Source organism: Microbacterium sp. 70-16 (genome assembly GCF_001898315.1).
In the GTDB taxonomy this organism is placed as follows: domain Bacteria; phylum Actinomycetota; class Actinomycetes; order Actinomycetales; family Microbacteriaceae; genus Microbacterium.
This window is the reverse complement of sequence record NZ_MKTQ01000017.1, coordinates 46,278-59,706: the sequence shown is the minus strand read 5'-3', so window position 1 is coordinate 59,706 and position 13,429 is coordinate 46,278. Positions and strand designations below refer to the sequence as shown.

Annotated in this window: 15 protein-coding genes and 2 pseudogenes; 9 read left to right on the top strand and 8 right to left on the bottom strand. The window is 64.3% G+C overall.

What is annotated here, in order from left to right; all coding sequences use genetic code 11:
- Positions 1 to 14: 14 nt before the first annotated feature.
- On the bottom strand, positions 15 to 1,796 hold the full coding sequence (locus BGO46_RS08895) for a TraM recognition domain-containing protein (RefSeq protein ID WP_036297568.1): 1,782 nt from the start codon (positions 1,794 to 1,796) through the stop codon (positions 15 to 17).
- Positions 1,793 to 2,092 carry a hypothetical protein gene (locus BGO46_RS08890; RefSeq protein ID WP_243419913.1) on the bottom strand — a complete coding sequence of 100 codons (300 nt, stop codon included), beginning with the start codon at positions 2,090 to 2,092 and terminating at the stop codon, positions 1,793 to 1,795. The genes BGO46_RS08895 and BGO46_RS08890 overlap by 4 nt, the downstream gene beginning before the upstream one ends.
- 497 nt (positions 2,093 to 2,589) lie before the next feature.
- On the opposite strand from BGO46_RS08890, the pseudogene BGO46_RS08885 reads away from it, so the two are divergent.
- Positions 2,590 to 2,745, top strand: a pseudogene (locus BGO46_RS08885) (ATP-binding protein); the annotation flags it as partial.
- Positions 2,746 to 3,043: 298 nt separating this feature from the next.
- Here BGO46_RS08885 and BGO46_RS08880 read toward each other — a convergent pair.
- Complete coding sequence (locus tag BGO46_RS08880) at positions 3,044 to 4,027, bottom strand: bile acid:sodium symporter (protein WP_292678110.1); 984 nt, start codon at positions 4,025 to 4,027, stop codon at positions 3,044 to 3,046.
- A gap of 53 nt (positions 4,028 to 4,080) precedes the next feature.
- Here BGO46_RS08880 and BGO46_RS08875 point away from each other — a divergent pair, with 53 nt between their 5' ends.
- Genes BGO46_RS08875 through BGO46_RS08865 form a run of 3 tightly spaced genes read left to right on the top strand, consistent with a single transcriptional unit; the run spans position 4,081 to position 5,416 of the window.
- Positions 4,081 to 4,440, top strand: coding sequence for a metalloregulator ArsR/SmtB family transcription factor (locus tag BGO46_RS08875; protein ID WP_081766446.1), 360 nt, complete (start codon positions 4,081 to 4,083; stop codon positions 4,438 to 4,440).
- The gene (locus tag BGO46_RS08870; protein ID WP_036301243.1) at positions 4,437 to 5,102 is read left to right on the top strand and encodes a cation transporter; all 666 of its coding nucleotides are present in this window, start codon (positions 4,437 to 4,439) and stop codon (positions 5,100 to 5,102) included. Before BGO46_RS08875 ends, BGO46_RS08870 begins: the two co-directional genes overlap by 4 nt.
- Positions 5,099 to 5,416, top strand: a complete 318-nt coding sequence (locus BGO46_RS08865) for a hypothetical protein (RefSeq protein ID WP_036301234.1) — start codon at positions 5,099 to 5,101, stop codon at positions 5,414 to 5,416. Before BGO46_RS08870 ends, BGO46_RS08865 begins: the two co-directional genes overlap by 4 nt.
- Positions 5,417 to 5,699: 283 nt before the next feature.
- Here the strand turns inward: BGO46_RS08865 and BGO46_RS08860 are convergent, their stop codons facing one another.
- Both BGO46_RS08860 and BGO46_RS08855 read right to left on the bottom strand, forming a co-directional pair.
- Positions 5,700 to 6,941, bottom strand: a complete 1,242-nt coding sequence (locus BGO46_RS08860; RefSeq protein ID WP_051514050.1) for an MFS transporter — start codon at positions 6,939 to 6,941, stop codon at positions 5,700 to 5,702.
- On the bottom strand, positions 6,938 to 7,255 hold the full coding sequence (locus BGO46_RS08855; RefSeq protein ID WP_292678099.1) for a metalloregulator ArsR/SmtB family transcription factor: 318 nt from the start codon (positions 7,253 to 7,255) through the stop codon (positions 6,938 to 6,940). Before BGO46_RS08855 ends, BGO46_RS08860 begins: the two co-directional genes overlap by 4 nt.
- 165 nt (positions 7,256 to 7,420) lie before the next feature.
- Between BGO46_RS08855 and lgt the strand changes: the two genes are divergently transcribed.
- The 4 genes and pseudogenes from lgt (at position 7,421) to BGO46_RS08835 (ending at position 10,051) form a co-directional block, all read left to right on the top strand.
- A complete protein-coding gene (gene lgt / locus BGO46_RS08850) occupies positions 7,421 to 8,431 on the top strand; it encodes a prolipoprotein diacylglyceryl transferase (protein WP_246081369.1) in 1,011 nt (336 codons plus the stop codon).
- Positions 8,432 to 8,666: 235 nt separating this feature from the next.
- A pseudogene (locus BGO46_RS08845) lies at positions 8,667 to 8,753 on the top strand (DUF1232 domain-containing protein); the annotation flags it as partial.
- A 241-nt stretch (positions 8,754 to 8,994) separates the two neighbouring features.
- Positions 8,995 to 9,399 carry a four-helix bundle copper-binding protein gene (locus BGO46_RS08840; protein ID WP_141880425.1) on the top strand — a complete coding sequence of 135 codons (405 nt, stop codon included), beginning with the start codon at positions 8,995 to 8,997 and terminating at the stop codon, positions 9,397 to 9,399.
- Positions 9,400 to 9,460: 61 nt separating this feature from the next.
- Positions 9,461 to 10,051, top strand: coding sequence for a DUF305 domain-containing protein (locus BGO46_RS08835; RefSeq protein WP_292678100.1), 591 nt, complete (start codon positions 9,461 to 9,463; stop codon positions 10,049 to 10,051).
- 89 nt (positions 10,052 to 10,140) lie between these two features.
- On the opposite strand, the gene BGO46_RS08830 is transcribed toward BGO46_RS08835, so the two are convergent.
- The 3 genes from BGO46_RS08830 to BGO46_RS08820 are packed head-to-tail and all read right to left on the bottom strand — an operon-like array spanning position 10,141 to position 12,942.
- Positions 10,141 to 10,599, bottom strand: coding sequence for a hypothetical protein (locus BGO46_RS08830; protein ID WP_051513709.1), 459 nt, complete (start codon positions 10,597 to 10,599; stop codon positions 10,141 to 10,143).
- 40 nt (positions 10,600 to 10,639) lie between these two features.
- On the bottom strand, positions 10,640 to 12,538 hold the full coding sequence (locus BGO46_RS08825) for a heavy metal translocating P-type ATPase (RefSeq protein WP_292678102.1): 1,899 nt from the start codon (positions 12,536 to 12,538) through the stop codon (positions 10,640 to 10,642).
- A complete protein-coding gene (locus BGO46_RS08820) occupies positions 12,535 to 12,942 on the bottom strand; it encodes a metalloregulator ArsR/SmtB family transcription factor (protein ID WP_051513712.1) in 408 nt (135 codons plus the stop codon). Before BGO46_RS08820 ends, BGO46_RS08825 begins: the two co-directional genes overlap by 4 nt.
- Positions 12,943 to 12,989: 47 nt before the next feature.
- Here BGO46_RS08820 and BGO46_RS08815 point away from each other — a divergent pair, with 47 nt between their 5' ends.
- Positions 12,990 to 13,190: a hypothetical protein gene (locus BGO46_RS08815; RefSeq protein WP_036299925.1), complete on the top strand. Its 201-nt coding sequence runs from the start codon at positions 12,990 to 12,992 to the stop codon at positions 13,188 to 13,190.
- Positions 13,191 to 13,429 lie beyond the last annotated feature (239 nt).

The following is a 13,429-nucleotide window of genomic DNA, read 5'->3' as shown; positions in this document are numbered from 1 at the left end:
CGCCCCAGCGCGGATCATGGCGTGGCAGGGCGTCTCAACAGCGACTCAACCGCTGCACGATCCGCTTTGAGCTGTTGACCGTCGGGGCGCTTGGGCCAGGGGTGGAGGTCAGTGACGATCGGGGGCGCCGACCGGAGCAAGATGACCCCGGTGCCAAACGGCAACGTGCGAATGCGGTCGGGCGGCAGGATCGGTACGCGACGGATGGAACGCTGGTTGGAACGCGAGCCATGGTCACCGAGCGTGACGGAGTCGGTGAACTCGTCGCGTTCGCCGATCAGCGTGGAGAGGTCTTGAAGGTCTCGTGAGTTCGAGGCGCCTCCAAGGATGATCTTCGCGATACTGGCGTCCCAGATCGCTGCCGACTTGTTCTCAGACCACTTGTCCCGCGCCTGGGCAAGGGATTGAAGCACCGGCATCGTTGTGATCCCGGTGCCGCCACCTTCTGCCATGAGTGTGGGCAGTGAGGGTAGCGGCGCAAGGTTTCCGATCTCGTCGAGCGCAAACAGTAGCGGCGGATCGAGCCGTGCGCCGGGTGATCGAGCAGCCATTCGGCGGGCGGTCTCGACAAGGTCTTCAACGAGAGCTGCGACGAGAGCTGCGCTGTTCCCGGCCCCAACGCCGGTCGCCAGAAGATACAGCGTGCCACGGTCGCGGATGAAACGCTCGGGATCGAACTGCTCGCCTTCTGCCGGGCTGACAGCATCTAGCACTCTGGGGTCGGCCAGCGCCGACAATGCGAGCGAAACACCCTGCCAGATACTGTCGCGCGTGCGCGGGTCGGCGTCGAGCGTTGCCTCCAGCGAATCCGCCCACCCCGTGGCTGCCAGCGGTGAGCCCGTCAGGATGGCGACTGCCTCCGCGGCGGCTGATGGGTCGAGGGTCCATCGGAACAGCTCAGCCGGACTTCGATGATCGAGCGCGGCCGCATGTAGGAGCGCCTGCAGAGCGATGCGGGTCTTTCCTTCCCAGAACCCTCCACCCTCGACGCCGCCAGCGGACAGCTCGGTGGCCGCTGCAAGACCAGTCGCGCGAATCATCGCGGTCAACGGGTCCTCGCAGCCCCGAATAGGCGACCACCGCAGCCCAGAGGAGACGCCTTCAGCAAGATGCTGAGGATCAAAGACGGCGACCGGACCGAACCGTTCGCGTGCGCGCATCGTTGCCGTCAGGTTGTCGGGCCGGGTCGACGTCGTCACCACTGCACCCGGCGCATCGAGAATCGCTGGGATCACAATGTGCAGGCCCTTACCTGAACGCGGCGGGCCGATGAGAAGGATCGAGTCTTCGACGCTGGCCCACACCTGCTTGCCGTGCGAGCGCCCGAGCAGGTAGCCCACGTCCGCGGGTTCTGGCTGTTCCAGTGAAGGGCGAAGCGTCGCAGCTCGGCGCAGGAGTGCCTTCGCCGACGCACTGGTTGCGACCTCGTGACTGCTGGCAGTTCCCGCGAGCCGCCGTGGATCGGTATCGACGTTGTGTGAGTGCCGACGCCAACGGACCCAAGCCCACCCGATAGCGCTGCCGAGAATGAGGAGCAGCAGTATTGCAATCGACCAGTAGAGAATTGCATTCAGACCGGGCGCCTGCAGCACCTCGGCCGGATTTGTCGGGCTGAACAGCAGGGTGACTCCGCCAGCAATCCCGACCTGAGGTTGCGCAGTGCCAGCGAGGAATGCCGCAACGGAACCCGCAGCTCGCAAGACGACGGCGACCCCGAAGACTGCGATCAACGCGATCATCAGGAAGTTGGTCAACTCATCGCCGAAACCCCGACCCTGACCGTGTGGGGTACTCACGATGGCAAAGATTCGGTGACGATGACGCCGGAGACGCGTCCGATGAGCAATATCTCCGATCGGTGATCCACGAGTTGGCTCATATCGATGACCGCACGAGCGCTCCCGTCAGCGGATCCTTCAGCACTGGAGACTGACAGCGCGACGGTGACGTCCTCGCCAGGGACGAATCCGGACCCGGTGACCTCGATCAGCTGATCCGTTGGGCGGTGCCGCGCTCGCCGCATCGTGCTGGGTGACTGAACGTCTGCGATGGCTTGCTCTCGTCGCACCGCATGGACGATGTCGGTGAACACCGAGCCATCGAACTCGTGCACCTCAACTCGGACGGTGTGGGAGCGGTGTTCGGATATCGCATCAAGAAGATCACCAAACCGTGCGCGGCTCCAAGGCGCGTCCGGCGTTGGAGGCGGGAAGTCGTTTCCGTTGCAGCTGACGTTTATGGCTCCGCGCTCGCTGACCGTGATGACTGCGAGGGGGAAAGCGATGGGCGATCCGAGTGGCGTTCCTGCAGGGCTATTGCTCATGCCACAGAGGTGCGCGGGTACCCGCGCCATTGCACAATGCACTCCAGGTACGGGCTGGACGTGACCGTCGACGGCCGGGTCTACAACTTCCGGACCGAGGATTCTCGTATTTGCTTTGATCGTTCGTCGGGGGTGCCCAGGCTGGACCGTGTGCTATTGCTGCGCGTCAAGGGAGTCAAGCACCGCCCGTGGATCGGTGACGAGTCGAGCTAGTCCGACCGGCTTCGTGAGGAACCCGTTGGGGGTTAGACTCGAAGGCTGCCTCGTCGTTCTCCGGCTGGACGAAGACTCTCACTGATCCGCGGCTTTGCGCTGCGATCGTGGACCGTCTCACCTTCGGCGGCAACATCATCGAAACCGGCAGCGACTCCTGCCGCCTCGCCCACACGAAGAACACCCACGCGTGGGACACGGGAAAGTAAGCAAACTGAGCGGACCCGGCGAGCAGTTCATCACCGGATCCGCTGTAGCGTTTAGCGTCCCCTGACCAGGCATTTTCTCGGGCGGGTCTTACGGGAATGTCCGCCTGCCGGAACCACACGCGTCGGCACCGGTGTGTCATTCCGGGGCAGGAGTCCCGGTGGGCGTCCAGCTTGCGAGTCTCGGTGGCCTGTGCTTGGCAGCCTTCGGTAAAGACGCGCTTCCAAGTAATGATCGCCTGATGCAACTGCATAGTCGCTGACGTCGTGGAAGGTGTCGGAGCGTCCAGGTCCAACGCGGTTAGGAGTCCGCACGTTCCGAGGCATGGGCCGGGAGTAGGCGCGGGATGAGTCGGACGAAGAGAACCATGGCGACGAGCTCGACGAGCGTCTGCGTGACGACGACGAGCGGGGCAAGGTCGAAGATTGCCGGCAGCGCAAGGACGAGCGGGAGGACAACCAGGGAGTTGCGCGTGGCGCCGCTGAACACGATCGCTCGACGCCCTGCAACGTCAAGTCGAGCGATCCTCCCTGCTGCAGCACCAATGGGGATCATGGCCGCGGCGAACAAAAAGAAAACCGGGATGGCCCGGAGCAACGAAGCGAGTTGTTGCCAGACGCCGCCGATTTGTGAGACGACAACTACCGCAAGGGTCAGCATCATCAGTGGCACCATCGCCCCCAGTACGATCTCCTGCAGGACCTTTCCAGCGCGGGTGCGGACTGCGAGAAACTGGGTCAGCCCGGCGGCGATGAGAGGTAGCGCGATGAGTAGTAGGAAAGCTTCGACGAACGGGGCAAGGTCGACGGCGCGGACGAACTCATTGCCGACGAACAGCCACAGGTAGACCGGGAGTAGGAGCATCTGCACGAGCATCAGTAGTGGTGCTGCGGCGAGGAGCCGGTCTCTGGCACCACCGGCGACCCCGGTGAACACGATGACGTAGTCCACGCATGGTGTCAGCAACACGAACAGCACACCGACCAGCAGGACTTGATCGTGTGCGACGATGCGCGACAGGAGGAACACGACCACCGGAACGAGGACGAAGTTCACCACGAGCCTCGTGATCAGGAAGCGCCAGTCGCGGAAAGCCTGGCCTATCTTTGCGAACGGCACTCCGAGGAATGTCGCGTAGAGCAGTGGCCCGAGCACAGGGTTGATCGCGCCCTCGGCCGGGTGCGCGACACCAGGGACCAGCAGGCCGACTCCCGCTCCGACGAGAAGGGCGATGAGGTAAAGCGCGACCTGGTATCGTTCCAGCCATTCCACCCTTGAGCGCATGTCGTTCATTCTCCAAGCTTCCAATTGGTCATTGCTCACTGTATAGTCATCAAATGCTGACTATAGCTTCTCGTATCGATGTGATGAACCGTCTCGGTCGAGCGATGGCCGATCCGACCCGCTCTCGAATCCTGATGACGCTGCTCGGCGGGTCGAGCTACCCGGCCGTGCTCTCGCGATCGTTGGATCTATCCCGGTCGAATGTCTCTAACCACCTGACCTGTCTGCGGGACTGCGGGATTGTCGTGGCAGAGCCGGAGGGCCGGCAGACGCGATACGAAATCGCCGACCCTCACTTGGCGGCCGCTCTCACCGCTCTCGTGGATGTGACGCTATCTGTTGACGAGAACGCCCCGTGCGTCGATGAATCGTGCAGCGTCCCTGGATGCTGCGGAACGGCAGTGAACGCATGAGCACATCCCTGACCGCTGAACGTCGCTCTAGGCTGCACCGTCGCGTCCGTTTCATCGTGGGGTTTACGATCACGTACAACGTGATCGAAGCCATCGTGGCGGTGTGGGCAGGTACTGTCGCATCCTCCGCGGCCCTGATCGGGTTTGGCCTTGATTCCATCGTGGAAGTGCTGTCTGCGGCCGCGATCGCATGGCAGTTCACGCGGAAAGATCCGGAGCGCTGGGAGAAAGTTACGGTGCGGGTGATCGGCCTCGCTTTCTTCGCCCTCGCCGCCTACGTCTCAATCGATGCTGTCCTGAGCCTTATTCGGGTGGAGGGGCCCGCGCACAGCCCATTCGGGCTCGGGATCACGGCACTCAGCCTGGTCATCATGCCGCTGCTTGCCTGGTTCGAGGTGCGCACCGGTCGAGAGCTGGATTCCAAGAGCGTCATGGCTGACGCTAGGCAGCTCATCCTCTGCGTCTACCTCTCAGGGGCAGTCTTCATCGGCCTCGCCCTCAACAGCCTGTTCGGTTGGTGGTGGGCCGACTCCGTTGCCGCCCTCGTCGTGGCGGTACTCGCAATCCGTGAAGGCATCGAGGCGTGGCGCGGCGATGTGGAGTCCCCGTTCGAAGTCCTCGAGGACCTCGACAACGAAGAGGTAGAGGCGACGGTTCGATGACACACAACGGCCCCTTCAACGAAGCTCCGATCGCGTGCACTCTGCCCACCATCGCCGAGGCCAAGGCGCAGGTTGAGAAGTGGCAGGCCTTCGACGCCGACTACGCGCAGTCCTCCGAACGCACCGACACACAACTCACCGTTCACTACGCGAAAGTCGAGGACTCAATCTTGCGCCTGCGAGACCTCGTCGCGGTCGAACGGCGCTGCTGCGCGTTCGTGGATTGGAGCACCGAGGAAAGCGATGAGGAATTGCGCCTAATCGCGCGCGGCACCTCCGACCAACTCGCCGCGCTCAACATCGGCCACGGCTGACGCACCGCCAAACGCTCCTGTATGTGACCCCTCGCCGCGCTTGCGGGTACACGATCTGGGTCGAATCGCGGTCTCTGGTGCATGTCCGCAACCACTGAATATGCCGCCCGCTGATCGTCCCACCAGCGATGTGGCGGGTTCTCTAGCCAATTCCGTCGGCAGCCGACTCTTCTATGACCGCCTTGACTGCTGCGCAGTAGATGCCCTACGTCCTTGGCGGAGAGGAAGCCGGCGGTAGATCTCAGTGGAAGCCACCGCGGCCATCGCGCGTTTCGTGGGTTCTTCAGGTCGTTGTCGTGAGGTGATCGATGTCTGCGGGCGGGGTTTGGCGGCGGTGGAGGAGGAGCGCAGCGATTGTGCCGAGGACGCCGACGCCCGCAAGGGCTTCGGCGGCGGCGGGAAGGCTTGTGGCGCCCAGCCATCCGGCGAGCGGGTAGGTGATGAGGAAGCAGGCGTGGGATAGCGCGAATTGGGCGGTGTAGACGAGGTTCCGGTTCGTTGGCGTGGAGGCTTCCGCGAGCAGCCTTGAGGAGGGCGTGTTGATCAGTGAGGTTCCGGCGCCGAGTATCAGCCAGACGATCAGCAGTGCCCACCACCCGGTACCTGTGTCGACGGCGATGATCGTGACACCGATCGCCGCAACAAGCCCGCTTGCCACCACGGCCGTGCCGGTAAGCATGGTGCGGGTCACTCCGATCCGCTCGACGACCCAGGGTATGTTCAACGCCACTACCAGTGAGCCGACGCCGTAAGCGCCGAGGGCGACGGCGAGGGCTGCGTCGTCGAAACCGAACACGCCCTTGGCGTAGACGACGGAGTTCACCAGAACGAGCGCGGTGCCGGCCGCGACGACGATGTTGGTGAGCATCAGAAACCGCAGGCTGGGCGAGCGGGCGAATACCCGCATCCCGGTCGATAGGCGCTGCCAGAACGAGGATGCCGGCTGATCGTGTGACAGCGCCGGGAGTCTGGTCGTCACTACTAGCGCGGCTGATGCGGCGAAGCCGACGGCAGTGCCCAGGAACAGGTTGTTGTAGCTGATCACGGTCAAGAGGACCGCGGCGAGGAGAGGGCTCAGCAATGCTTCGAGGTCGTACGCGAGGCGGGAGAGGGCCAGCGCTCGAGTGTAGTCGCGTGGTTCGGGGAGCACTGAAGGGATCAGCGACTGAAACGCGGGCGTGAATGTCGCGGATGCGGACTGCAGCACGAACACCAGCACATAGATCTGCCATGTCTCTGTCACGAACGGCAGCATCGCTGCGATCAACAGCCGGATCGCGTCGGCACTGACGAGGACGGCCTTCTTCGGGAGCCGGTCCACGACCGCGCCGATCAGCGGTGCGACGCCCACGTACGCGACCATCTTGATCGTCAACGCGGTCCCCAACACCGATCCCGCTGCCGCGCCGGCCAGATCGAACGCCAGCAAACCAAGTGCGACGGTGAGCAGCCCCGTGCCGACCAGTGCGATCACCTGCGCGGAAAACAGCGACCGGTACGTCCGGTTGCGAAGAACCTGGATCATGAGTGGTGCCGAGGGGTGTCTTCGACAGCATGTTCCGCTTGCAGAATCGCTTCGGTGACCAGGCGCTGCGCGTGCTCGTCCGTGAGCCGGTAGAACATCCGGTTGCCGTCCTGGCGAACCCGCACGATCTTCCCCCACCGCAACTTCGCGAGATGCTGCGACACGGCCGCAGGGCTGCGGTCCACGAGCTCGGCGAGAGCGCTCACCGACAGTTCCCCCTCTTGGAGGGCGAGGACGATGCGAATCCGTGTCGCATCTGCGAGCAACCGGAACACCTCCACCGCCACCTCAACGAACGGGCCATCCGACTGCAACCGATCTATATTAGTATCTGCATGCATGCTTACATACTAAGATAGGTCTTGGTTCGGATGTCCCCGTTCTCTATTGCGGTGGAGCGATGCCGGGTCACCCAGTCGGTTGCCATGGGCACGCCGTTGCGTAAGGTTCCTAGTCGAAGTCGAGTTGGAGGAGGCACCGTGATCGTCGCACCGCTAAGTATCCCGAGCCCGGATCCCTCGTGGGCGAGCTTCCAGATCGGCCCGCTCACCGTGCATGTCTATGCGCTGTGCATCATCGCCGGGATCATCACCGCGGTGCTGATCACCGACCGCCGGCTTCGCGCACGCGGAGTTGCCGCGTGGACCGTCATCGACGTCGCGTTGTGGGCGGTACCGCTGGGGATCGTCGTCGCGCGTTTCTATCACGTGTTCACCCATGTCACGGACTATTTCTATCCCGACGCGAACCTGTGGAACGTGTTCGCGATCTGGGACGGCGGCAACGCGATCTACGGGGCCCTTCTCGGCGGTGCGCTCGGCGTCTATATCGGGTGCCGTCGCGCCGGGCTCCGGTTCTGGGTCTTCGCTGACGCGCTGGCTCCCGCTCTGCTCGTTGCGCAGGCCATCGGCCGGCTCGGGAACTATTTCAACCAGGAACTTTTCGGCCTCCCCACCACGCTGCCCTGGGGATTGGAGATCCTGCCGACTGCACCGATGTTCCCCGACGGTGCACCGGCGGGCACCCTGTTTCATCCACTGTTCTTGTACGAGCTGATCTGGAACCTGCTCGGTGCGGCCCTCATCGTTGCGCTGGAGCGGCGTTTCGTTCGGGGCTGGGGGCGCAGCCTCGCGCTCTACCTGGTCTGGTACGGCCTCGGTCGCAGCGGGCTGGAAGCGATCCGCATCGATCCCACCAGTGATGCGCCCCTCGGCATCCCCGCCAACATCTGGGCATCCTTCGCCGTCGTCCTCGTCGGCATCGGCCTGCTCGTCATCCAGAGCATCCGCCACTCCGATCCGGAACTCTCGCCCTACCGCCCCGGGAGGACTCCCCCTCCTGCTGATTCCGCCGCCGGGGAGGACTCCAGCGGCGACGATCACGCACGCGAGCAGTCGCACGAACACACGGATGGCACGGGTGCGGTGTCGCCTCGCGGAGGGGTGTCCGATCCGGGAGTCCCGGGTCGCGGGCGATCCCCGGTGAGCTGAGGTCCGCACGCATGCCGTTCTGGTTGCAGATTCTTCTCAGTGTCCTCGGTGGTATCGCGCTTTTGTGGGGTGCGTTGATTGTTGCGCTGCTTGTTCACTACCGGCGAGCTGACCGCTCCATCGATTGGCGGGAAATGGCCCGTCTGGCCCCGACGCCGTCCGGCTCATCAAACGTCTGGCCTTCGACAAGGGTGTGCCGCGCCCTACCCGGTGGTGGCTGGGTGGCCTTCTCGTCTATCTGCTGTTACCGATCGACCTGGTCCCCGACTTCATCCCGGTACTCGGATACCTCGACGACGCGATCCTCGTCGCGATCGGGTTGCGCTTCGCCATCACACACGCCGGCATGGACGCCCTTGAGCGAAACTGGCCAGGAACACCCGACGGGCTTGCCGCGCTCCTCGCGATCGCCAAAACGCGCGAGTAGCGCCAGCGGAGGTCGGCGTCGCTGCCAGCATTGGTCGGCTACCCCACGGGGATACGGCATACAACCCCCTTGCAGTCGCGCTGAGGCGCGCGAACCGTAGTAATCGTCGAACGATCAACGACGGAAGGAAACAGCCATGTCCACCACCGCAGAAATGCTGCGAACGTATCCAAAGGATCTCGGCGGTATCGACCAAGAAGCGCTCTCCACCTGCATTGACGCGTGTGTGGAGTGCGCACAGGCCTGCACCGCATGCGCCGACGCCTGCCTCAGCGAAGACATGGTCGCGGATCTCATCAAATGCATCCGCACGAACCTCGACTGCGCCGACCTGTGCGATGCAACAGCACGCATACTGTCCCGCCATACCGGCTACGACGCCAACCTCACCCGAGCAACGCTCGAGGCCTGCCGCACTGCATGCGCCAGCTGCGCCAGCGAATGCGAGCTACACGAAGACATGCACGAGCACTGCCGCATCTGTGCCGAAGCGTGCCGACGCTGCGAGCGAGCGTGCACCGAACTGCTCCAAGCCCTCTGACCACGGTTCGACACCTCCGGCCCCGGCCGAAACACCGAAACGAAAAGGAGGGCCGACCTTCATGCCGACAGACAAGAAAACCGGCACCGATCAGGGACAGCACAAGCCCCGCAAGCAGATGAACATGTACATCCGATTCGCGGCGATGATACTCACCGCGATGGTGGTGATGTACTGGGTGATGTTCGTTGGCTCCTGGGAATGGGCTCACGTCCGTTTCAGTGAAAGCCGGGTGTTCATGACGCTCACCATGGGTGGCACGATGGTGCTCATCATGCTCGGCTGGATGCTGAGCATGTACAAGAACACCAAAGCCAACATCGCCATCATCACCGCGGGCGTGCTGCTGGTCGGAGGCGGCGTCGTCCTCGACCGCAGTCAGATCACTGTTGACGACACGGCCTTCATGCGCGCCATGATTCCCCACCACTCCATGGCGATCACCCGGGCCGAACGCGCTCAAATCCAGGACGTCCGCGTCTGCGAGCTCGCTGTCGAGATCAGCGAAGCGCAACGCCGCGAGATTCTCGAGATGGACTGGCTCATCCAAGACATCGAACGCAATGGCGTCGCGGCAACAGCTGAGCAAGCACAGACCCGACCCGTGCCGGTGTTCGAGGAATCAGCGGAGCGTGCATGCCCCACTGAATAGCGCTCACCATGGGACCACGACGCACCCCGCCTTTGCGCTCCCCTCACCGGACGTCCTTGAAAGATCGGGGTCACGACCAGTTGTCGGGCCTATCTCTTCCGGCCGCGACGGGTAGGGCGCGCTGCGGGCACCGTGTCCGGATCTTCCAGTTCGTGGCGGCTGCGGCGGGTGGGGGTGAAGGTGTGGATGTCGACGAGCGTGGGCGGCTGCACTGACCAAGGTGTGGGAGAGGTGACCCAGTCGATCAGATCGGCGGTGACGTCGGGGTCATTGACCTCGCCCAGCCAGACCGGCTCGGCTCCCCGGGTGCGATCTTCCTGTCCTGGGACGACGACGATGACGTTGGAGTGCTCGCACGCGTCGAGACACTTGCTGACCAACACCTCGGCCGCGCCGCCGACGCGGGTACGGATGGTCGTGAGCTGCGCGGCATGATCGACGGCGGGGTGCTTTCGCCGGCTCCCACAGTCACCGCCGCGACAGACGATGACCAGCGCGTTCTCGGAATCCAACGCGGACGCGGCCGCGGCGGGACGTTTGGGTGTCATGATCGGCCTCCGATAGACAGGGCTGGGCGGCAAGTGGTTCTCATGTCCAGGCGCTCTTACGTAGCAGTCGCAGCCCATTGAGGGCGACGATGACGGTAGATCCTTCGTGTCCGGCCACCGCGAGCGGCAACGGTAATGTGGCGATCAGGTCCCATGTCACCAGCACGGTGATGAAGGTCGCGGCGATGATCAGGTTCGCCACCACATACCGGTGCGCTTTGCGAGACAGGTTGATCACCGCCGGCACCGCCGACAGCTCGTCGCGGATGATCACCGCATCTGCAGTATCCAGGGCCAGGTCGGAGCCGTGCCGACCCATCGCGACGCCGATACTGGCCGCAGCCAGAGCGGGGGCGTCGTTGACCCCGTCGCCGACGACCATCACGGTGGCGCCGTCATCCTCGAGTCGTTTCACCGCGTCAGCCTTGTCAGCGGGGAGCAGCCGGGCGTGGACGACACGAATCCCGGTGCGTGCGGCGATGTCTGTGGCGGTGCGGTCGTTGTCCCCGGTGAGCAGGTGCACCGGCGATGCGGTGAGGGCTTCGGTTCGTGCGACCGAGGAGGCTGCGTCCGGGCGGAGTGCGTCATCGAGGGTGAGCGTTCCGACAGGTTCATTATCGACCAGGACGTCCACGATCGTGCCGACCGTGCCCGATCCGTCAACCGTCTGCACGACGCGGACCAGGCGCCCGTCGACGACCCCTTCGACCCCGTGGCCGGGGATCGCCCGAAAGTTCGTAGCAGGGGTGGTGCCCTCCGGGACGGCGCGGACGATGGCCCGCCCGATCGGGTGCTCGCTGTGCTGCTCTACAGCGGCCGCCCACGCCAGCACCGACTGGCGGGTGTGCCCGGGCCGTGCGGTGACGTCTCTCACTACGGGGGCGCCGTGGGTGAGCGTTCCGGTCTTATCGAACGCGACCAGCGAGGTCCGGCCGAGGCGTTCCATCACGGTCGCGGATTTGACCAGCACCCCGTGCCGTCCCGCGTTCGCGATCGACGCGAGCAACGGCGGCATGGTGGAGAGGACCACCGCACACGGAGATGCCACGATCATGAAGGTGATCGCGCGCAGCAGCGCCTCCCGGAAGTCGGTACCGAACATCAACGGGACGAAGAACACCAGCAGGGTCGCCGCGACCACACCGAGGGAATATCGTTGCTCGACCTTCTCGATGAACATCTGCCGTTGGGACTTCGTCTCCGAGGCCTCGGACACCATCGTCACCACCCGGGCGATGACGGACTCGCTGGCGGGGCGGGTGACCCGGACGGTGAGAGCGCCGGTGCCGTTCACGGTTCCGGAGAGCACGTCCTGCCCTTCGCCGCGTCGGACCGGCATCGACTCCCCGGTCATCGCTGCCTGGTCGACTTCGCTGACCCCGTCGACCACGATCCCGTCCGCGCCGATGCGCTCACCGGGGCGCACCAGGATCAGATCCCCGACCTCCAGAGCGGATGTCGGAACCTCCGCCAGGTCCTCACGGTCCCGGCGGCGGGTGAGGCGTGTGGCGTGTTCTGGTGCGAGCGTCAAGAGGCTGCTCACGGAGTCCGCGGTGCGCTGAGTGACGAGAGCTTCAAGGGCGCCGCTGGTGGCGAAGATGACGATCAGAAGCGCGCCATCGAACACCTGTCCGATCGCGGCGGCGGCGATCGCGGCGACGATCATCAACAGATCCACGTCGAGAACCTTGTTCCGAAGCGCCGTCAGACCCGCCCAGGCCGGCTCCCACCCGCCCGCAACGTACCCGACAAGATACAGCGTCCACCACACCGGCTCCGGGGCACCGGCCACCTGCAGCGGCCACGCGACCAGAAACAGCAACAGAGCAAGAGCCGCCCACCGCACCTCGGGCAAACGTGCCCCGGTGACGAAGATCGATGGTGGCTTCGGCAGTGCCCGGCCCCCAGGGCGCAGCCCCGGTTCGGTGAGGATGCTCATACGTCCGCGCTCTGAAGGCGCGGTTCTGCGGAGGCGGTTTCTACCGTGGCCGCCTCCGGGTGGTGGTGGCGGGGGGTGCCGCCCAGGGAGTGCTCGGCCTGGAAGATCGCATCTCGGACCAGCTGCGACGCGTGCTCATTCTCCAGCCGGTAAAACACCCGGGTCCCGTCCTGCCGGGTCGAGACGATACGCGCCAGCCGGAGCTTGGCAAGATGCTGCGACACCGACGGCGGGGCCTTATCCACCATCTCCGCCAGGTCGTTCACGGACAGCTCCCCGGCCTCACGCAACGCCAGAATCAACCGCACGCGCGTCGCATCGGCAAGCATCCCGAAGATCTCAACCGCCAGCTCGACGAAGTCGCTCTCGGGCATCCGACCACAAACCTTACTATCTGCATTCATGCGTAGATAATAACATCTTCGTTGGATCGACGGGGTACCGTCGAAGGATGACCATCAAGACGTACGTTGCGGTATTGCACGATGGACCGACACCCACCGATGCGGGGCAGCCCGTTCTGTGCCCGTTTCAGCCGGACGGCATGCCCAAGCCCGTTATCGATCACGAGGGCGTGATCTATCGCCTGAGCGACACACAGAATGCACCGGGCACATTCGACTACCTGAAGACACCGGCGCAGCCGCGCTGAAGATCCTCGGCCTTCGCGAGGGTCCGTAGTCAGCTGAGTCCCTCAACCGGCTGTGGCCTTATCGCCAGGCAACGCGAGCGGTTGCACGTGGAGAATCCTGTCCGTGAAGACGATGAACGAGCCTCGAGATCGCATGTGAGACCGTTTGGAGCCGATGAGGCGGGCGATGTCCTCAGTGGTTTTTTCGATCGTGCCGTCGGCGTCACCTTCTCCGCTGCGTCCGATGCGCGCCTGGAACC

Bases quoted from the DNA above. Each gene is read 5' to 3' on its own strand.
- BGO46_RS08865 (WP_036301234.1), top strand. From the start codon at position 5,099: ATGACACACAACGGCCCCTTCAACGAAGCTCCGATCGCGTGCACTCTG.
- BGO46_RS08825 (WP_292678102.1), bottom strand. From the start codon at position 12,538: ATGAGCATCCTCACCGAACCGGGGCTGCGCCCTGGGGGCCGGGCACTG.
- BGO46_RS08870 (WP_036301243.1), top strand. From the start codon at position 4,437: ATGAGCACATCCCTGACCGCTGAACGTCGCTCTAGGCTGCACCGTCGC.
- BGO46_RS08840 (WP_141880425.1), top strand. From the start codon at position 8,995: ATGTCCACCACCGCAGAAATGCTGCGAACGTATCCAAAGGATCTCGGC.
- BGO46_RS08875 (WP_081766446.1), top strand. From the start codon at position 4,081: ATGCTGACTATAGCTTCTCGTATCGATGTGATGAACCGTCTCGGTCGA.
- BGO46_RS08815 (WP_036299925.1), top strand. From the start codon at position 12,990: ATGACCATCAAGACGTACGTTGCGGTATTGCACGATGGACCGACACCC.
- BGO46_RS08830 (WP_051513709.1), bottom strand. From the start codon at position 10,599: ATGACACCCAAACGTCCCGCCGCGGCCGCGTCCGCGTTGGATTCCGAG.
- BGO46_RS08860 (WP_051514050.1), bottom strand. From the start codon at position 6,941: ATGATCCAGGTTCTTCGCAACCGGACGTACCGGTCGCTGTTTTCCGCG.
- BGO46_RS08880 (WP_292678110.1), bottom strand. From the start codon at position 4,027: ATGCGCTCAAGGGTGGAATGGCTGGAACGATACCAGGTCGCGCTTTAC.
- BGO46_RS08820 (WP_051513712.1), bottom strand. From the start codon at position 12,942: ATGAATGCAGATAGTAAGGTTTGTGGTCGGATGCCCGAGAGCGACTTC.
- BGO46_RS08835 (WP_292678100.1), top strand. From the start codon at position 9,461: ATGCCGACAGACAAGAAAACCGGCACCGATCAGGGACAGCACAAGCCC.